The organism is Streptomyces sp. Je 1-369 (genome assembly GCF_026810505.1).
Taxonomy (GTDB): Bacteria; Actinomycetota; Actinomycetes; order Streptomycetales; family Streptomycetaceae; genus Streptomyces.
Genome location: NZ_CP101750.1, coordinates 7,532,322 through 7,550,399, shown reverse-complemented (window position 1 = coordinate 7,550,399; position 18,078 = coordinate 7,532,322). Strand labels below are relative to the sequence as shown.

Below are 18,078 nucleotides of genomic sequence, written 5' to 3'. Positions count from 1 at the left end.
GACCCCTCTCAGCTCGTCTTGGAGCTGGTCGTGGAGCTCGTCGTGAAGGTGAAGTCGTCCACGTCGTAGAGCGCCCCCGAGCCCGTGCCCTTGAAGACCAGGTAGAGCGTCGTGGTCGTCGTCGGCGGCTTGCTGATCGCCGTGCTGACGTCGACGTACTTCTCCCAGCCGCCGGTCGGCGCCACCTTCGCGGTGCCCAGGAGCCTGCCGCCGACGGAGCCGCTGCGAACCTCCAGCGTGCCTCCGGTTCCGGCCGACGCGACGCGTGCGGTCAGCTTGGTGGCGTTGCCGAGGATGTACGGCTCGAAGGAGACCCAGTCGCCGTTGTGGACGTCGCCGACGGTCTTGCCGCCGTGCGCCGGGGTGTGGTTGACGACGGAGACGCCCTTGGAGTCGTTGAAGTGCTCGCCCTGGCGGTGCTTGGGCTGGACGACGTTCTGGTCGTGGGTGGTCAGCGCGGGCTGGCCGTTCGCGCCCTTGTCCGTGTACTCGGCGTCGAAGACCCCGAAGATGTTGGCGTTCGGGTCGTGCTCACCGTCGGCGGAGGTCTGGATGGTGCCCTCGCAGCCGTTGGCCGAGGTGACGGGGTGGCCGTGGCTGTCGTGGCCGAGAATGTGGGTGACCTTGACCTTGGTGCAGTCGATCGGGCCGTCCTCCGGGTCGGTCACCTTCACCTTGAAGGGCACCTTGTCGCCGAAGGTGAACAGCTGGCCGTCACCGGGGAGCTGCAGGGTCACCTTGGGCGCGGTGTTGCCGACGGTGACGTGCGCGCTGGCCGAGCCGGTGCGTCCGGTGGAGTCCTTCACCGTCACGGTGGCGGTGTAGACGCCGTTCTTCTTGTACGTGTACGTGGGGTTCTGCTGCGTCGACTTGCCGCCGTCGCCGAAGTCCCAGGCGTAGGTGAGCGTCCCGCCGTCGGCGTCCGTGGCCTTGGCGGTGAACCTGGTGCGCAGCGGCGCCTGACCGCTCGTCTTGGAGGCGGTGGCCTCGACGACCGGGGAGTGGCCTTCGGTGGCGTTCTCGATGCGGTAGAGGCCCGAGTTCTCGTCGCCGCCGAACCAGGCGGTGCCGTAGTCGAGGACGTAGAGGGCGCCGTCGGGGCCGAACTCCATGTCCATGACCTGGGTGCCGGTCCACGGGAACGGGTTGATCTTCGAGACCGTGCCGTCCGTGCCCTGCTCGATGCGCTTGATCCAGCGGCGGCCGAACTCGCCGGCGAAGAAGTCGCCGTCGTACGCCTCGGGGAACTTGACCGGGGAGGTGTTCGCCGCGTCGTAGCGGTAGACGGGGCCGCCCATCGGGGACTCGGAGCCGCTGCCGAACTCGGGCACGGAGCCGCCGTCGTACGGAATCCACGCCTCCTGGGCGGGCGGCAGGTCGGTCAGGCCGGTGTTGTGCGGCGAGTCGTTCTTCGGGGCCTTGCAGTCGAAGGCGGAGCCGGAGGTGCCGGTCGCGAAGTCGTAGTCGACGTAGGCGTCGTTCTTGCCGGTGCAGAAGGGCCAGCCGAAGTTGCCCGCCTTGGTGACCCGGGCGAACTCGACCTGACCCGCGGGGCCGCGCTTGGGATCGGCCGCGCCGGCGTCGGGCCCGTAGTCACCGACGTAGACGATGCCCGTCGGCTTGTCGACGCTCATGCGGAAGGGGTTGCGGAAGCCCATCGCGTAGATCTCGGGGCGGGTCTTCTCGGTGCCCTTGGCGAAGAGGTTCCCGTCGGGGACGGTGTACGAGCCGTCGTCGGCGACCTTGACGCGCAGGATCTTGCCGCGCAGGTCGTTGGTGTTGCCCGCACTGCGCCGCGCGTCGAAGGCGGGGTTGCGGTTCGCGCGCTCGTCGATGGGCGTGAAGCCGTCCGAGGCGAAGGGGTTGGAGTCGTCACCGGTCGACAGGTAGAGGTTGCCGTCCTTGTCGAAGTCGATGTCACCGCCGACGTGGCAGCAGGTGCCGCGGCTCGCGGGGACGTCGAGGACCTTCTTCTCGCTGGCGTTGTCGAGGGTGCCGTCGGCCTTGAGGACGAAGCGGGAGAGGCGGTTCACGCCGTCGAACTTCTTGAAGTCCTCGGCGGTGCCGTTCTCCGGGGCGTCGCCCGCGGGGGTGTCGAGGGGCGGCGCGTAGTAGAGGTAGATCGCCCGGTTGTCCTTGAACTTCGGGTCGATGCCGACGCCTTGGAGGCCCTCTTCGTCGTGCGTGTAGACCGGTATTTTCCCGGCGATCTTCGTATTGCCCGCCGCGTCCGTGAGGCGGAGCGTGCCGTCGCGGGAGGTGTGCAGGACCGAGCGGTCGGGGAGCACGGACAGCGTCATCGGCTCGCCCGTCTCCGGCGCGCCCTTGGCGAGGGTGACCTGCTGGAAGTCCTCGGCGACCGGGGCGGCGGCCTGCGCGGGCGGGTCGGCGGGGGCGGCACCGGCGTGCGGCACGGCGAGGGTCAGGGAGGCGCCGGTGAGTACGGTGCCGGTGAGCAGGGCGAGCGTGGTGCGGAGTCTCGGGCGTTTCCTGTGCACGGGGTTCCTCCGGATGGGGGGACGGTCGTACGGGGTGTGTGCGCCGTGCGCCGGGGTGCGCCGTCACCCCGGACCATTCATGTCCTGTACACCTCAAGGACGGTAGCCACGATTGTCCCGGGCGGAAAGCCCTTGTGCACGACAGAAGTTGAACTTTTTCCTGTCAATGGACAAACGTGGCGTGGTACGGACTGGTCAGTCGGTCCGGTCGGAGCCGCCGAACGCCGCGTCGAAGGACGCGCTCGGGGCCTCGAAATCGAACGCCTTCAGGCGCGTCAGCGCCTCCGGCGCGCCTTGCAGGCGGTCCATGCCCGCATCCTCCCACTCGACGGAGATGGGCCCGTCGTACGCGATGGAGCGCAGCATCCGGAAGACGTCCTCCCACGGGACGTCCCCGTGGCCCGCCGACACGAAGTCCCAGCCGCGCCGCGGGTCACCCCACGGGAGGTGCGAGCCGAGGCGGCCGTTGCGGCCGTCGAGGCGGCGCCGGGCCTCCTTGCAGTCGACGTGGTAGATCCGGTCGCGGAAGTCGTAGAGGAACCCGACCGGGTCCAGGTCCTGCCACACGAAATGCGACGGGTCGAAGTTCAGCCCGAAGGTGGCGCGGTGACCGACGGCCTCCAGGGCCTTGTGCGTGGTCCAGTAGTCGTACGCGATCTCCGAGGGGTGCACCTCGTGGGCGAACCGGACGCCCTCCGCGTCGAAGACGTCCAGGATCGGGTTCCAGCGCTCGGCGAAGTCCTCGTACCCGCGCTCGATCATCGACTCGGGAGCAGGCGGGAACATCGCGACCAGGTGCCAGATCGAGGAGCCCGTGAACCCGACGACGGTGTCGACGCCGAACGCCGCGGCCGCCCGCGCGGTGTCCTTGATCTCGGCGGCGGCGCGCTGCCGCACCCCTTCCCCCTCGCCGTCGCCCCAGATGCGGGCGGGCAGGATCGCCTGGTGCCGCTCGTCGATGATCGCGTCGCAGACGGCCTGACCGACGAGGTGGTTGGAGATCGCCCAGCTTTTGAGCCCGTACTTGTCGAGCAGCGCGTGCCGCCCGTCCAGGTACGTCGGATCGGCGAGCGCCTTGTCGACCTCGAAGTGATCGCCCCAGCAGGCGAGTTCAAGGCCGTCGTAGCCGAAGTCGCGGGCGAGGGAGCAGACCTCTTCGAGCGGAAGGTCGGCCCACTGACCGGTGAAGAGCGTGAACTGCCGTGGCATGACCAGGCCTCCTCGGAGCGGGAATCGGACGAATGACGAATGCGGGCGCAGAAGCGCGGCCGTCAGGCAGGAACAGGCGTGTACACGGAGTTCTTCGCCGCGCTCTCCTCCACCGCGGCGAGCACCCGCTGCACGGAAAGACCGTCGGCGAAGGACGGTTCGGGCCGCGCGCCGGTGGCGATGGCGTGCAGCAGGTCGCGGGCCTGGTGCACGAAGGTGTGCTCGTAGCCGAGGCCGTGGCCCGGCGGCCACCATGCGTCGACGTACGGGTGGTCGGGCTCGGTCACCAGGATGCGGCGGAACCCGGACGACGCGGCGGGCTCGGTGTGGTCGTGGAAGGAGAGCTCGTTCAGGCGCTCCAGATCGAAGGCCAACGATCCTTCGGAGCCGTTGAGTTCGAGTCGCAGCGCGTTCTTGCGGCCCGCGGCGAAGCGGGTCGCCTCGAAGGAGGCGAGGGCGCCGGACGGGAACCGTGCCGTGAAGACGGCGGCGTCATCGACGGTGACCGCCCCCAGCCGACTGCCGCCCTCCGCGGTGAGACCGCTCGAAGCGCCCTCCAGCAGCGGCCTTTCACGTACGAAGGTCTCGGTCAGCGCCGACACTCCGGCCACCGGCTCCCCCACCAGATACTGCGCGAGGTCCACGATGTGCGCGCCCAGGTCGCCGAGTGCGCCGGAGCCCGCCCGGTCCTTGCGCAGCCGCCACGTGAGCGGGAACGACGCGTCGACCAGCCAGTCCTGAAGGTACGTCAGGCGTACGTGGCGCAGCGCGCCGAGGCGCCCCTCGGCGACCATCCGCCGGGCGAGCGCGAGGGCGGGCACCCGGCGGTAGTTGAAGCCGACCATGGCCACCTGGCCGCGTGCGCGAGCCCGTTCGGCGGCCTCGGCCATCGCCTCGGCCTCCTCGACGGTGTTGGCGAGCGGCTTCTCGCACAGCACGTGCTTGCCCGCCTCCAGGGCGGCGAGCGCGATCTCCGCATGGCTGTCGCCGGGGGTGCAGATGTCGACGAGGTCGACGTCGTCCCGGGCGATCAGGGCGCGCCAGTCCGTCTCGGCGGCGGCCCAGCCGAGCCGGTCGGCGGCGGCGCGCACGGCGCCGCCGTCGCGGCCGCAGACGGCCGAGAGCACCGGCCGTACCGGCAGGTCGAAGACGCGGCCCACGGTGCGCCAGCCCTGTGAGTGGGCGGCGCCCATGAAGGCGTAGCCGACCATGCCCACGCCCAGGGGGCGCTTCCCGGTGGACCCGGTGGACCCGGTGGGCCCGGAATCGGCACCGGCCTCGGTTTCCGTCTCACGCATGCGGTAATCCTCCTCGTCGACGCTCGGTGGGGGGTGCGGGCGTGCGCATCACTTGAAACCGGTGGACATGTACTGGCCGACGTTCTCCTTGTCGACCACGGCCGAGTAGCAGGTGACGAAGGAGGGGATCTCGAACTCCGCCATGCCGTTGATGCCCTTGCCCTGGCCGAGGGCGCGCGCGAGGTCGATCGCGGAGGCGGCCATGGTCGGCGGGTAGAGGACGGTGGCCTTCAGGACGCTGTCGTCCGCCTCGATCGCCTGCATCGCGGAGAGCGCGCCCGCGCCGCCGACCATCAGGAAGTCGTCGCGGCCCGCCTGCTTGATGGCGCGCAGGGCCCCCACGCCCTGGTCGTCGTCGTGGTTCCACAGGGCGTCGAAGTTCTTCTGCGCCTGCAGGAGCTGGGACATCTTCGACTGTCCGGACTCGACGGTGAAGTCGGCTGCCTGACGGGCGACCTTCTTGATGTTCGGGTAGTTCTTCAGGGCGTCGTCGAAGCCCTTGGAGCGCTGCTTGGTGAGTTCCAGGTTGTCGAGTCCCGCCAGCTCCACGACGCGGGCGTTCTTCGTGTCCTTGAGCTTCTCGCCGATGTAGTGCCCGGCGCTCAGGCCCATGCCGTAGTTGTCTCCGCCGATCCAGCAGCGGTAGGCCTGCGGGGACGCGAAGACGCGGTCGAGGTTGACGACGGGAATGCCCGCTTTCATGGCCTTCAGACCGACCTGGGTGAGCGCCTTGCCGTCGGCGGGCAGGACGACGAGGACGTCGACCTTCTTGTTGATCAGCGTCTCGACCTGGCCGATCTGCGCGGCGGTGTCGTTGGAGCCCTCGGTGGCCTCCAGGGTGACGTCCGAGTACTTCTCGGCGCGCTTCTTGGCGTTGTCGTTGATGGCGTTGAGCCAGCCGTGGTCGGCCTGGGGGCCCGCGAAGCCGATGGTGACCTTCTTGCCCGGCTTGTCGTCGGCGACCTGCTGCGACTTGTCGTCGGAGTCGTCGTCCTTGGACTCGTTGCTGGTGCAGCCCGTGATGAGGGCGCCGGTGGACAGCGCGGCGGCTCCGAAGAGGAGTCCTCTGCGGCTCGTGTGGGATGGCATGGGTGAACCCCTCGGGTCAGGAAGTGGTGGCCGAGCGTTTCAGGATGTGGTGACCGGACGTCTCAAGTGGTGGTGGCCGAGCGCCGTTGGACGAGCACCGCGGCGACGATGATCGCGCCCTTGGCGATCTGCTGGGTCGCGGTCTCCAGGTTGTTGAGCGCGAAGATGTTCTGGATCGTGGTGAAGATCAGTACGCCGAGTACGGAGCCCGTGATGGTGCCGCGGCCGCCGCTGAGCAGGGTGCCGCCGATGATCACCGCGGCGATCGCGTCGAGTTCGTACAGGTTGCCGTTGGTGTTCTGGCCGGAGCCGGAGAGGATGATCAGCAGGAAGGCCGCGATGCCGCAGCACAGGCCGGAGAGCAGGTACAGGTAGAGCCGCTGCCTGCGGACGTCGATGCCGGCCAGGCGGGCGGCTTCCGCGTTGCCGCCGACGGCGACGGAGCGGCGGCCGAAGGTGGTGCGGTTCAGGAGCAGCCAGCCGACGACGGTGACGGCGGCGAAGACCAGGACCAGGGGCGGGATGCCGAGGATGTACGAGTCGCGCTCGCCGAGCTTCAACACCGAGTCGACGGTGACCATCTGCGTCTTGCCGTCGGTGATCTGCAGAGCGAGGCCGCGGCCCGCCGCCAGCATGGCGAGGGTGGCGATGAACGGCACGATCGCGCCGTACGCGATGAGCAGGCCGTTCACCAGGCCGCACCCCATGCCGACGATGACGGCGGTGAAGAGGATGCCCGCGAAGCCGTACTCCTGGGTGGCCACCGTCGTCGCCCACACCGAGGCGAGCGCGACGATCGCGCCGACCGACAGGTCGATGCCGCCGGAGATGATCACGAAGGTCATGCCGACGGTGACCACGCCGATGACGGAGGCCTGGGTGAGGATCAGCTGGACGTTGTCGGTGTCGAGGAACGAGTCGGGCTGGGTGATGCCGCCGATCACGATCAGCACGGCGAGCACGCCGAGCAGGGAGAGCGTCCGCACGTCGGCGCGGGCCACGGCGGTGCGCCACGGGCTGCCGCCGTCTGCGGGGGTGCTCTTGTGGGTGGCGGCCTCGGCCGCCGGGGCTGGCTGGGTCATGCCGCCGGGCTCCCTTCAAGGACGAGGTCGAGTACGCGGTGTTCGTCGAGTTCACGGGCGGGCGCGGCGTGGACGACGCGGCCTTCGCGGAGTACGAGGACACGGTCGGCGAGGCCCAGCACTTCGGGTACTTCGCTGGAGACGAGGAGTACGGCGAGGCCTTCGTCGGCGAGGCGGCGGATCACCGCGTACAGCTCGGCGCGGGCGCCGACGTCGACGCCGCGGGTCGGCTCGTCGAGCAGCAGGACACGGCAGCCGCGCAGCAGCCAGCGGGCCAGGACGGCCTTCTGCTGGTTGCCGCCGGAGAGGGTGCGCACGGGGGCCGAGGGCTCGTCGGGCCGCAACGAGAGTTCGCGGGTCGCCGCGCGGGCGGCCTCGCGTTCCGCGCCCCGGTCGAGCCAGCCAGCGCGCGAGAAACGGGACATGGAGGAGACGGATACGTTGCGGGTGACGGACTCCAGCATGAGGAGGGCCTGCGCCTTGCGTTCCTCGGGGGCGAGCCCGAGCCCCGCGCGGACGGCGGCGCGGACGCTGCCGGGGCGCAACGGCTGACCGCTCACGACCACTTGGCCGGAGCTCGGCCTGCGGGCGCCGTAGATCGTCTCCAGGATCTCGGAGCGTCCCGACCCGACGAGTCCGGCGAGGCCCACGATCTCGCCGGGCCGCAGGTCGAGGTCGAAGGGTTCGAACTCGCCGTGCCGGGAGAGGCCGCGGACCCGCAACACCGGTTCCGCGGTGGGGGGTTCGGCGGGCCGGTCCGGGAAGACGTACTCGACGTTGCGGCCGGTCATCAGCGCCACGACGTCCCTGGTGGGCGTGGATTCCGCGGGGAGTCCACCCGCGACGGCCCGGCCGTCCTTGAGGACGGTGACGCGGTCGCCGATGCGGCGGATCTCCTCCAGGCGGTGGGAGATGTAGACGACGGCGACGCCGTCCGCCGTGAGGTCGCCGACGATGCGGAAGAGGTTGTCGACCTCGTCGGGGTCGAGGGCGGCGGACGGCTCGTCCATGACGATGAGGCGCACCTCGTGCGAGAGCGCGCGAGCCATCGACACGATCTGCTGCTGGGCGGCGGAGAGGTCACCGACGAGCCGCCCCGGATCGATCTCCGCGTGCCCAAGTCGCTTGAGCAGGGCGGCGGTTGACGCCTTCGCCGCCCGGCCGCGTACGACGAATCCTGCGGCGGTCGGCTCATGCCCGAGGTGGACGTTCTCGGCCACGGACAGCCCTTCGACCAGGTCGAGTTCCTGGTAGATGGTGGCGATGCCGAGGCGCATGGCGGCGATCGGGGAGCGGAGCGTGGTGCGCTCGCCGCGCCAGGTGATCTCGCCGCCGTCGGGCTGGTGGGCGCCGGCGAGGACCTTGATGAGGGTGGACTTCCCGGCGCCGTTCTGGCCGAGGAGGCAGTGCACTTCCCCGGCCTGCACCTGGAGGTCGACGCCGTCGAGGGCACGGACTCCGGGGAACGACTTGGTGATGCCGGACATGGTGAGCAGCGGTGGTTCTTGTGCCATGACGGTTCCCCTCGGCGGCGATCGCAGCAGGGCAGGGCGGATTCGGGGCAGGGCGGAGTAGCCCGGGTGGTGGCACCGGCGCACGGCGGAGCAGGGTGCGGCGCCGGGTAGGAGGTGACGCGGTGGCGTTGCTCGGGGTGGTGCCGGTTGTCAGGCCGGGGAGAACAGGTGGTCGCTGATGAGGCGGGCGCCGCCGATGACTCCGGCGGTGGGGCCCAACTCACCGAGCACGATGGGGAGGTTGCCGGTCGCCAGGGGCAGCGACTGGCGGTAGACCTGGGTACGGATCGCGGCGAGCAGCGTGTGGCCGAGGCCGGTCACGCCGCCGCCGATCACCACGAGTCCGGGGTTGAAGAAGCTGACGAGGCCCGCGATGACCTGGCCGGTGCGGTTGCCGCCCTCGCGGATGAGGTCGAGCGCGGTGGCGTCACCCGCGGCGGCGGCCGCCGCGACGTCGACGGCGCTGAGCCGTCCCGCCTCGTCGAGCCGCGTGGCGAGCTCCGCCGAACGCCCCTCCCTGGCCGCCTCCTCGGCGTCGCGGGCGAGCGCCGCGCCGCTGAAATAGGCTTCCAGGCAGCCCTTGTTGCCGCAGGCGCAGGGGCGTCCGTCGGGTTCGGACTGGATGTGGCCGATGTCGCCGGCGCTGCCCGTCGTACCGCGGTAGACCTCACCGCCGACGACGATGCCGCAGCCGATGCCGGTGCCGATCTTGACGCAGAGGAAGTCGGCCACGGAGCGTGCGACGCCCGCGTGCTGCTCCCCCATCGCCATGAGGTTCACGTCGTTGTCGACCATGACGGGGCAGCCCAGATCCTGACTGAGGGCCTCCCTTACGGGGAAGCCGTCCCACCCCGGCATGATCGGCGGGGCGACCGGCACGCCCTCGGGGAAGCGGACGGGACCCGGGACGCCGATGCCGGCGCCGTCGAACCCTTCCGCGAGCCCGGAGGCCTTGAGCTTGGCGGCCATGGCGAGGACCTGCTCGAAGACCGCGACCGGGCCTTCGCGCACGTCCATGGGCTGGTTGATGTGGCCGAGGACCTCCAGCTCGGCGTTGGTCACCGCGACGTCGACCGAGGTCGCGCCGATGTCCACGCCGAGGAAGCGGAGGGCGGGGGCCAGGCGGATGTTGTGGGAGCGGCGGCCGCCGCGCGAGGCGGCGAGTCCGTCGGCGACCACGAGTCCGGTCTCCAGGAGCCGGTCGACCTCGACGGCCAGTTTGGACCGCGACAGGTCGACCTGATCGCCCAGCTGGGCGCGGGAGTTGGGTCCTCCGTCACGCAACAGGCGCAGCAGCCGTGCCTGGTGCGTGTTGGCGGGTCGAGCCGTCATACGTCTCACGCGCCCCTCCCCGCCTCATCGGGCTTCCCGGTTCGAGCTTTCGAGGGGAACGTAGCAGTGCCTGCCGGGGCTGGGAAGAAGTTGAGCGCGATTTACCCATGACTTTCTCCAGTCACAGGACAAAGGGGGGTGAGGGGGTGGGGTGAAGCACGGTGCGGGGTGTGTCTACGCGGGCTTCCTGAGCATGCACCACGTGTGCGGGCCGTTGTCCGGCAGCGGTACGTCCGCCGTGACGGTGAAGCCGAGCCGTTCGTAGAACGTCACGTTCTGCTCGGTCGAGGTCTCCAGGAAGCAGGGGAAGCCCGCGCGGTCGGCGGCTTCGAGGCCGGGTTCGATCACCGCGCCGCCGAGGCCCTTGCCCTGCTCGTCCGGGTCGACCCCGACCGTGGCGAGGAACCAGGCGGGGAACTGCGGCCGGTACGGTCGCAGCGCGCGGTCCGCCGCCGCGAACCAGGGTGCGCGGTCGCCCGCGAGCTCTTCGATGAGCGGGCCGATCGCGGCGAAGCCGGGTCCCGGGTCGCGGTCCGGCGTGGTCCACACGGCGACGGCGCGCCCGGCGCCCGCGACCCAGACCCGTCCGTAGACCATCCCGATGCGCGTCAGGAACAGCTCCTGGAATCGGCGTACCCGCTGGTGGTGGTCGTCGGCCGCGACGACGTGCCGGGTGAAGGGATAGTCGGCGAAGGCTCTGGCGAGGGTGTTCACCGCCGTTGGAACGTCTTCGTCGATGACGGGGCGTATGCGGTGGGGCGTGCGGCGGGGCGTGCGGCGGGGCGTACTCAATTCGCTTCTCCCGGTCTTCGCGTCTCGCGGTTGGCGGTTGGCGGTTGGCGGCCTCACACGGTTGCCGGTCGGGGCGGTGCTCAGTCCCGGTCGCGCTGGTGGTACGTCCGCCTGGTGTGTTCCGTGTGGGCGCGCATGATGTCCGTCGCGCGCCGCTCGTCGCGCTCGGCGATCGCCGCGATCAGTTCGCGGTGCTCCGTCCACGACTGCTTGCCGCGCTGCCTGGCCACCGGTGTGCAGTACGAGCGGACCCTGCGGTCGACCTGCCCGGCGAGCTCGGCGAGGACCGCGTTGCCCGCGAGTTCCATCACCTTGGCGTGGAAGGCGGCGTTGAGGGCGACCACCTGGTCGACATCGCCGCCGGACACGGCCTGTTCGCCGCGGGTGCAGAGGTCGTCGAGCTCGGTGATGCCCGCGAGGCCGGTGTTCGCGGCGGCGAGGCGGGCGGCCTCGGACTCCAGGAGGGTGCGCACGGTGAGGAGTTGGTCCGCCTCCTCCGCGGTCGGCTCGTGCACGAACGCACCCTGGGCGGGCCGCAGGTCCACCCACCCCTCGGTGTCGAGCCGTTGCAGCGCTTCGCGCACCGGCTGCCGCGAGACGCCCAGGTGCCCGGCCAGCTCGCTCTCGACGAGGTGCTGGCCGGGCCGCAGCGAGCGGGTCGTGATCAGTTCGAGCAACGCTTCGTAGACCCGCTCCCTGAGCGGTCCGGGCCGTTCGAGTCTGGGCACCGCCCCCGGCGGCAGCCCTGTGGACGGCATCGCGGCCCCCTCGTCGGAGATCCGGTTCACGGGCAGCGCACGACCTGCCCCGCGTACGACAGGTTGCCGCCGAAGCCGAACAGCAGCACCGGGTCGCCGGAGCGGAGTTCGCCGCGCTCGACCAGCTTGGACAGCGCCATCGGGATGCTGCCCGCCGACGTGTTGCCGGAGTCGACGACATCGCGCGCGACGACGGCGTTGACCGCGCCGATGCGCTCGGCGAGCGGCTCGATGATGCGGAGGTTGGCCTGGTGCAGGACGACCCCGGCGAGGTCGGCGGGGGTGAGCCCGGCGCGCTCGCAGGCCGCGCGGGCGAGCGGGGGCAGCTGGGTCGTCGCCCAGCGGTAGACGCTCTGGCCCTCCTGCGCGAAGCGGGGCGGCGTGCCCTCGATGCGTACGGCGTTGCCCATCTCCGGCACCGAGCCCCAGAGCACGGGGCCGACACCGGGCTCCTCGCCGGGGCCGCACGCCTCCAGGACGACCGCGCCAGCACCGTCGCCGGTCAGGACGCAGGTGGTGCGGTCCGTCCAGTCGGTGACCTCGGACATCTTGTCGGCGCCGATGACCAGGGCGCGGGTCGCGGCGCCGGCCCGCAGGGTGTGGTCGGCGGTGGCGAGGGCGTGGGTGAAGCCCGCGCACACGACGTTGAGGTCCAGGGCGGCGGGGCCGGGGACACCGAGGCGCGCGGCGACCCGCGCCGCCATGTTCGGGGAGCGGTCGATGGCGGTGGAGGTGGCGACCAGGACGAGGTCGATCGCGTCGGGAGTGAGGCCCGCGGCGGCGAGTGCCTTGCCGCCGGCGTGCGCGGCCAGCTCGTCGACCGGCTCCTCCGGGCCCGCGATGTGCCGGGTGCGGATGCCGACCCGGGACCGGATCCACTCGTCGCTCGTGTCGACCTTGGCCGCCAGGTCCTCATTGGTGAGGATTCTGGCGGGCTGGTAGTGGCCGACGGCGGCGATGCGCGAGCCGTGCATGTACGGGTCCCCCTTGGGCCGAAGATACGGGACCCTCCAGTCTGGTCAGCGACTGATGAGTAACGATGCACGTAATGCGACAGGAAAGGAGCGCAGGGTTTGGATGCTTCTCATGATGTGGTCACCCTCTGAAGAACTGTGTGACCTTGTGTGCGAGTTCGACGCTCTGCCGACGGACTCGGCGCACGGGCGTACAACGGAGTCGGCTGCGATCCGCCACCGCACGTGCAGGACAATGAGACCGTGAAGGCCGCTTCGGCCACCAGCACGTACAGAACCGGGACTGATCAAGACAATGGGACGAGTCACGGAGCGACGCAAGGTGATCCGGGTCAGGGACGGGCACGTCTCGGAGCGGCCGGACACCCTCGTCGCCGAGGAACCCCTGGAGATCCGGCTGAACGGCAAGCCGCTCGCCATCACCATGCGCACGCCCGGGGACGACTTCGCGCTGGCGGCCGGTTTCCTGGTGAGTGAGGGCGTGCTCGGCGCGGTGGACGAGCTGCGGTCGATCGTGTATTGCGCGGGTGCGACGGCCGACGGCTCGAACACGTACAACGTCGTCGACGTGCAGACCGCCCCCGGCGTCGTGCTCCCGGACATCACCCTCGAACGCAACGTCTACACCACGTCGTCCTGCGGCCTGTGCGGCAAGGCGAGCCTGGACGCCGTCCGCACGACCGCCCGCTTCCCGATCGCCGACACTCCGCCGCTCCGCATCGGGACCGAACTCCTCGCCGGCCTCCCCGACCGGCTCCGCACCGAGCAGCGGGTCTTCGACAGGACCGGCGGCCTGCACGGGGCGGCGCTCTTCTCCGAAGAGGGCGAGCTGCTCGACATACGGGAGGACGTGGGGCGGCACAACGCCGTCGACAAACTGATCGGACGCGCCCTGCGGAACGGGGAACTCCCGCTGTCGCGCGCGATCCTGCTCGTCTCGGGCCGCGCCTCCTTCGAGCTCGCCCAGAAGGCGGTGATGGCGGGCATTCCGGTGCTCGCGGCGGTCTCCGCGCCGTCCTCGCTCGCCGTCGACCTGGCCGCGGAGACGGGTCTCACGCTGATCGGTTTCCTGCGGGGCTCCTCCATGAACGTGTACGCGGGCGAGCACCGCGTCACCCTGCGCGCCGAGGCCACCCGGGGCTGATCCGGGCCGCCCGCCCGGTGCGGGACCCGCGAGCGGATTCCCCGGCACCCGGGTCCAGGTCGTCCTGATCCCGCGCGGCGTACTTCTTGTGGGGTGCGGGTGACCCCCAGTAGCGTCTGCGACGAAACGTGGACATGGGATGTCAGGATGTCAGGACGCCCACAACGCCATGAGTCGCCGTCGCCACGAAAGGCGGACCGCACCATGCCATCGAGTTTCCGCGTACGTCTCAGATCACTCCGCACCGCCACCGCCGCCCTGACCGTCGCCACCCTCGGCGCCCTGCTGCCCGCGCCCGCGGCGCAGGCCGTGCGGGCTGCCCCGGAACCGGCCGCGCCGTTCGAGCAGCAGGTGCTGTTCAAGGCCGACCGGGACCCCGGCTACGCCTGCTACCGCATCCCCGCCGTCGTACGGACCACGAAGGGCACGCTGCTCGCCTTCGCGGAGGGCAGGGTCAACGACTGCGGCGACGCGGGCGACATAGACCTGGTGCTCAAGCGGTCGCACGACGGCGGCCGCACCTGGGGTCCGCTTCAGGTGATCAACGAGGGCGACGGCGACACCCACGGCAATCCGGCGCCCGTCGTCGACCGCGAGAGCGGCCGCATCCTCCTCGCGGAGACGTACAACACGGGACGCACGGACAACAAGAACTGCGACATACCGTGCGACCGGACCCCCCACTTGCAGTACAGCGACGACGACGGCGCCAGCTGGTCCGCGCCGCGCGACCTGAGCAAGGAGATCCTGCCGCCGCAGTGGAACTCCTGGTACGCGACCGGCCCCGTGCACGGCATCCAGCTGACCCGCGGCCGGCACAAGGGACGCCTCGTCCTCACGGCCAACACCGAGACGTGGAACGGCAGCCGGGTCACCGCCAACCACGCCGCGCTGATCGTCAGCGACGACGGCGGCGACCACTGGAAGATCGGCGCGACGGACTCGTACCCGATACCGGCTGACGGTACGTTCCGTCAGAAGCCGTCCGAGATGACCATCACCGAGCGGCCCGACGGCGCGGTCTACGTCAGCGGCCGCGAACAGGACGGCACGGATCTCGGCCACCGCACACACACGGTCAGCCGGGACGGCGGCAGCACGTACACCGCTCCCTTCCGCGCGATCCCCGACCTCTACACACCTCAAGTGCAGGGCTCCACCCTCCAGTTCGGCAAGCGGATGCTGCTCGCCTGCCCGGCCGACCCGGACCGCCGCCGCACGATGCAGATCCGCTCGTCCTACGACGGCGGGCGCACCTGGGACAGCGTCGACCGCGGCACCACGGTGACCACGGACTGGTCCGGCTACTCGGACCTGGTGCGGGCCGACCGCACGCACGTGGGGCTGCTGTACGAGGGCGGCGCCGTCGACGCGCGCGACGAGATCCGCTTCGCCCGCTTCACCGAGGACTGGCTGACGCCACGCCGAGGCCCCGACCCCACCACGAGCGACCTCGCGCCGGGCGCTCGCCCCGCCGCGGTGCTCGGCGGGGCACGCGTGACCCCGGGCCGCTTCGGCGGCGCGCTCGCCTTCGACGGTACGGACGACGCGGTGCGGCTCCCGTTCAGCCGCCGACTCCCGCTGGGCGCACGGGACTTCACTGCCTCCCTCTGGTTCCGCTACGACGGGACGACCGGTGAGCAGCCGCTGCTGTGGATGGGCGGCATCGGCACCAACCAGCCGCAGGTGTGGCTGCGCGGCGAGCCCGCGAACAACCGCGTCACCGGCCTCATCACCACACGGGACGGCGCGTCGCCGCCGAGATCCGCTTCGGTGCGCACGACGAGCGCGTACAACGACGGCGCATGGCACCACCTGGCGCTGCGCCGCGGCGACGGCCGCCTGACGCTGTTCCTCGACGGTACGCAGGTCTCCGCCGCCGACGTGCCGGGCACCGTCAGCCGCAACTCGCCGTTCGGCGTCCACGTGGGGCAACGGCTCGACAGCCGCGCCCACTTCACCGGGGCGATCGACGAAGTGCGCGTGTACGACCGGGCATTGGACGACGCCGAGGTGGGAAGCCTGCGTACGGGTGATGTTCCTGTGACACGGGACACCGTCGTCCGACTCCCCATGGACCGCGTGCGCGGCAGCAACTAACGTCCCCGGCGTGTCCGCCCGCGAACGTGCCGCGTCGGGGCCGGGCAGGATCTGGCTGGTCCTGCTGCTGGCCCTGGCCTGCGCGGCCGTCCTGCTCATCGCCCTCCCGGAAGACGGCCGGGAGGGCGATGCGGCATGCCGGCCCCGCACCGTCGCCTCCTCGGCCGCCGAGGACGCCCCCACCGACGAGTTCGCGCGCTACGGCGACGACGTGACGCGCACGGACGACTGGACCGGCGGCGACGGCACCCACTCCGTGCGCCTGCCCGACGGCCGCGTGCTGTGGCTGTTCTCCGACACCTTCCTCGGCCAGGTCCACGCGCCCCCGAACCCGGTGGGCCAGCCGCACACCTGGCGCGACGCGAACACGCCCATGGTCCGCAACTCGGCCGTGGTGATGACCCGTTCGGGCACCTTGCGGCGCACCCTCGCCGCGCCGCTCTTCCCCGACCCGGCGCCCCAGCAGTGGCGCTGGCCGGTCGCGGCGCGCGTGGAGCCACGCACTCCCGGTGGGGACGAGAAGGTCGTGCGCGTCCTGCTGTGGAACCGCATGGCGAGCCAGGGCCCGTGGATCTACGGCGTCCCCGTCGCCACCGAGGTCGCCACGCTCTCGCTGCCCGACCTGCGGGTCGAGGGCATCACGACGGTCTCCGACCAGCAGTCGGTCGGCGACCCGGAGAAGCGCGTCCTGTACGGCACGACGACGGTCGACGACGAGGACTGGACGTACGTCTTCGGCGGCACGGACGCCCAGGCGACCTCGCGCCCCTCCTCCGACGCGTACGTCGCGCGGGTGCCGCACGGCAGTCTCGGTGACGGCTCGGCGTGGGAGTACTGGGACGGCGAGGAGTGGGGACACGACGCCACGCCCCGGGCCGTGCTCGGGGACGGCAGGCGCAAGGGGGTGGGCAGCGCGTTCACCGTGGTGCGGGACGACGGGACGTACGTGCTGTTCACGATGGCGGCGGGCACCGAGGGCCTGACCACCGTCACCTCGTACTGGTCCTGCTCCCCCACCGGCCCCTGGCACGGCCCCGCCAAGGCCTTCGAGGCCGCCCTGCCCAAGGACAGCGCGCCCCGCCAGGACACCGCCGCCTACAACCCGCAGGCCCACCCCGCGCTCGTCGGGGACGGGGCCGGAAACGGCCGAGTCGTGCTGAGCTACGACGTCAACTGGCTCGACGCGACGCCCGCCACCGCGCAGGCGAACGTCACCCGGAACGTGTCCCTGTACCGACCGCGGTTCGTGTCGCTGCGGTTCGCGGCGGCTCGCTGACGAACTCCTCCGGGTCCCGCGAGCGGCGCTTGGCGATCACCGCGCAGACCATCAGCTGCATCTGGTGGAAGAGCATCAGCGGCAGCACCGCCAGCGAGGCGTCCGCGCCGAACAGGACGCTCGCCATGGGCAGCCCGGCGGCCAGGGACTTCTTCGACCCGGCGAACTGGATCGCGATCCTGTCGGCGCGGCCGAAGCCGATCCTCTTCGCTCCGTACCAGGTCAGCGCCAGCATGACCGCGAGCAGCACCGCCTCGACGCCGAGCAGCGCGAGCAGCCGCAGCGGGTGCACCTGACCCCAGATGCCCTGCACCATGCCCTCGCTGAACGCGGTGTAGACGACGAGCAGGATCGACCCGCGGTCGACGTAGCCGAGGACCTTCTTGTGGCGGGCGATGAAGCCGCCCACCCACCGGCGCAGGAGCTGTCCGGCGAGGAACGGCACGAGCAGCTGCAGCACGATCTTGAGGAGCGAGTCCGCGGAGAACCCGCCTCCGCTGTCGCCGAGCAGCGCGGCCGCGAGCAGCGGCGTCAGCACGATGCCCGCCAGCGAGGAGAAGGAGCCCGCGCAGATCGCGGCGGGCACGTTGCCGCGGGCCATCGACGTGAAGGCGATGGACGACTGGATCGTCGAGGGCACCAGGGTGAGGAAGAGGAAACCGCTGAACAGCGCGGGCGTGAGGACGTACGGGACGAGCCCCTTCGCGGCCAGCCCGAGCAGCGGGAACACGACGAACGTGCAGGCCAGGACCGTGAGGTGGAGCCGCCAGTGCTTGAGCCCGTCGAGTGCCTCGCGGGTGGAGAGCCGGGAGCCGTAGAGGAAGAAGAGCAGCGAGACGGCGGCGGTGGAGGCACCGGAGGCGACATCGGCGGACGTGCCGCGGGCGGGCAGGAGGGCGGCGAGGCCCACGGTCGCGAGCAGCGCCATGATGTACGGGTCGACCGGCATCCAGGCCGGCCACTTCAGGCGTTTCACGGTGCTGGGGCTCCATGCTCTCGGTGCGGGGCCCCC

The 18,078-nt window shown here is 71.1% G+C and carries 14 protein-coding genes; 3 read left to right on the top strand and 11 right to left on the bottom strand.

The window, feature by feature from the left end; all coding sequences use genetic code 11:
* Window positions 1-8 precede the first annotated feature (8 nt).
* The 10 genes from NOO62_RS33755 to NOO62_RS33710 form a co-directional block, all read right to left on the bottom strand.
* The gene (locus NOO62_RS33755; RefSeq protein WP_268774587.1) at window positions 9-2,498 is read right to left on the bottom strand and encodes a PQQ-dependent sugar dehydrogenase; all 2,490 of its coding nucleotides are present in this window, start codon (window positions 2,496-2,498) and stop codon (window positions 9-11) included.
* Between the two features lie 195 nt (window positions 2,499-2,693).
* Window positions 2,694-3,707 (bottom strand): sugar phosphate isomerase/epimerase family protein, encoded by a 1,014-nt coding sequence (locus NOO62_RS33750; RefSeq protein WP_268774586.1) that lies wholly within the window; start codon window positions 3,705-3,707, stop codon window positions 2,694-2,696.
* A gap of 62 nt (window positions 3,708-3,769) precedes the next feature.
* On the bottom strand, window positions 3,770-5,005 hold the full coding sequence (locus tag NOO62_RS33745; protein ID WP_268774585.1) for a Gfo/Idh/MocA family protein: 1,236 nt from the start codon (window positions 5,003-5,005) through the stop codon (window positions 3,770-3,772).
* Window positions 5,006-5,053: 48 nt separating this feature from the next.
* The gene (locus NOO62_RS33740) at window positions 5,054-6,094 is read right to left on the bottom strand and encodes a substrate-binding domain-containing protein (protein ID WP_268774584.1); all 1,041 of its coding nucleotides are present in this window, start codon (window positions 6,092-6,094) and stop codon (window positions 5,054-5,056) included.
* Window positions 6,095-6,156: 62 nt separating this feature from the next.
* The gene (locus NOO62_RS33735; protein ID WP_321170637.1) at window positions 6,157-7,176 is read right to left on the bottom strand and encodes an ABC transporter permease; all 1,020 of its coding nucleotides are present in this window, start codon (window positions 7,174-7,176) and stop codon (window positions 6,157-6,159) included.
* On the bottom strand, window positions 7,173-8,690 hold the full coding sequence (locus tag NOO62_RS33730) for a sugar ABC transporter ATP-binding protein (protein ID WP_268774583.1): 1,518 nt from the start codon (window positions 8,688-8,690) through the stop codon (window positions 7,173-7,175). Before NOO62_RS33730 ends, NOO62_RS33735 begins: the two co-directional genes overlap by 4 nt.
* Window positions 8,691-8,840: 150 nt before the next feature.
* A complete protein-coding gene (locus tag NOO62_RS33725) occupies window positions 8,841-10,022 on the bottom strand; it encodes an ROK family transcriptional regulator (protein WP_150187180.1) in 1,182 nt (393 codons plus the stop codon).
* 174 nt (window positions 10,023-10,196) lie between these two features.
* Window positions 10,197-10,814 carry a GNAT family N-acetyltransferase gene (locus NOO62_RS33720; RefSeq protein ID WP_268774582.1) on the bottom strand — a complete coding sequence of 206 codons (618 nt, stop codon included), beginning with the start codon at window positions 10,812-10,814 and terminating at the stop codon, window positions 10,197-10,199.
* Between the two features lie 80 nt (window positions 10,815-10,894).
* Complete coding sequence (locus NOO62_RS33715; RefSeq protein ID WP_268774581.1) at window positions 10,895-11,572, bottom strand: GntR family transcriptional regulator; 678 nt, start codon at window positions 11,570-11,572, stop codon at window positions 10,895-10,897.
* A gap of 26 nt (window positions 11,573-11,598) precedes the next feature.
* Entirely contained in the window at window positions 11,599-12,546 is a 948-nt protein-coding gene (locus NOO62_RS33710; RefSeq protein WP_268774580.1) for a beta-ketoacyl-ACP synthase III, read from the bottom strand.
* 295 nt (window positions 12,547-12,841) lie between these two features.
* Here NOO62_RS33710 and fdhD point away from each other — a divergent pair, with 295 nt between their 5' ends.
* The 3 genes from fdhD (at window position 12,842) to NOO62_RS33695 (ending at window position 17,066) form a co-directional block, all read left to right on the top strand.
* On the top strand, window positions 12,842-13,690 hold the full coding sequence (fdhD, locus tag NOO62_RS33705) for a formate dehydrogenase accessory sulfurtransferase FdhD (protein WP_268774579.1): 849 nt from the start codon (window positions 12,842-12,844) through the stop codon (window positions 13,688-13,690).
* Window positions 13,691-13,894: 204 nt separating this feature from the next.
* Entirely contained in the window at window positions 13,895-15,790 is a 1,896-nt protein-coding gene (locus NOO62_RS33700) for a sialidase family protein (protein WP_268774578.1), read from the top strand.
* A 10-nt stretch (window positions 15,791-15,800) separates the two neighbouring features.
* Window positions 15,801-17,066 carry a DUF4185 domain-containing protein gene (locus tag NOO62_RS33695; protein ID WP_268774577.1) on the top strand — a complete coding sequence of 422 codons (1,266 nt, stop codon included), beginning with the start codon at window positions 15,801-15,803 and terminating at the stop codon, window positions 17,064-17,066.
* Here the strand turns inward: NOO62_RS33695 and NOO62_RS33690 are convergent.
* On the bottom strand, window positions 17,002-18,015 hold the full coding sequence (locus NOO62_RS33690) for a bile acid:sodium symporter family protein (RefSeq protein WP_268775905.1): 1,014 nt from the start codon (window positions 18,013-18,015) through the stop codon (window positions 17,002-17,004). The genes NOO62_RS33695 and NOO62_RS33690 overlap by 65 nt on opposite strands.
* Between the last annotated feature and the right edge of the window lie 63 nt (window positions 18,016-18,078).

What these genes read in the sequence shown, in the direction of transcription:
- NOO62_RS33750 (WP_268774586.1), bottom strand. Translation starts at nt 3,707, where the DNA reads ATGCCACGGCAGTTCACGCTCTTCACCGGTCAGTGGGCCGACCTTCCG.
- NOO62_RS33745 (WP_268774585.1), bottom strand. Translation starts at nt 5,005, where the DNA reads ATGCGTGAGACGGAAACCGAGGCCGGTGCCGATTCCGGGCCCACCGGG.
- NOO62_RS33740 (WP_268774584.1), bottom strand. Translation starts at nt 6,094, where the DNA reads ATGCCATCCCACACGAGCCGCAGAGGACTCCTCTTCGGAGCCGCCGCG.
- NOO62_RS33735 (WP_321170637.1), bottom strand. Translation starts at nt 7,176, where the DNA reads ATGACCCAGCCAGCCCCGGCGGCCGAGGCCGCCACCCACAAGAGCACC.
- NOO62_RS33730 (WP_268774583.1), bottom strand. Translation starts at nt 8,690, where the DNA reads ATGGCACAAGAACCACCGCTGCTCACCATGTCCGGCATCACCAAGTCG.
- NOO62_RS33725 (WP_150187180.1), bottom strand. Translation starts at nt 10,022, where the DNA reads ATGACGGCTCGACCCGCCAACACGCACCAGGCACGGCTGCTGCGCCTG.
- NOO62_RS33715 (WP_268774581.1), bottom strand. Translation starts at nt 11,572, where the DNA reads ATGCCGTCCACAGGGCTGCCGCCGGGGGCGGTGCCCAGACTCGAACGG.
- NOO62_RS33710 (WP_268774580.1), bottom strand. Translation starts at nt 12,546, where the DNA reads ATGCACGGCTCGCGCATCGCCGCCGTCGGCCACTACCAGCCCGCCAGA.
- fdhD (WP_268774579.1), top strand. Translation starts at nt 12,842, where the DNA reads ATGGGACGAGTCACGGAGCGACGCAAGGTGATCCGGGTCAGGGACGGG.
- NOO62_RS33700 (WP_268774578.1), top strand. Translation starts at nt 13,895, where the DNA reads ATGCCATCGAGTTTCCGCGTACGTCTCAGATCACTCCGCACCGCCACC.
- NOO62_RS33690 (WP_268775905.1), bottom strand. Translation starts at nt 18,015, where the DNA reads ATGCCGGTCGACCCGTACATCATGGCGCTGCTCGCGACCGTGGGCCTC.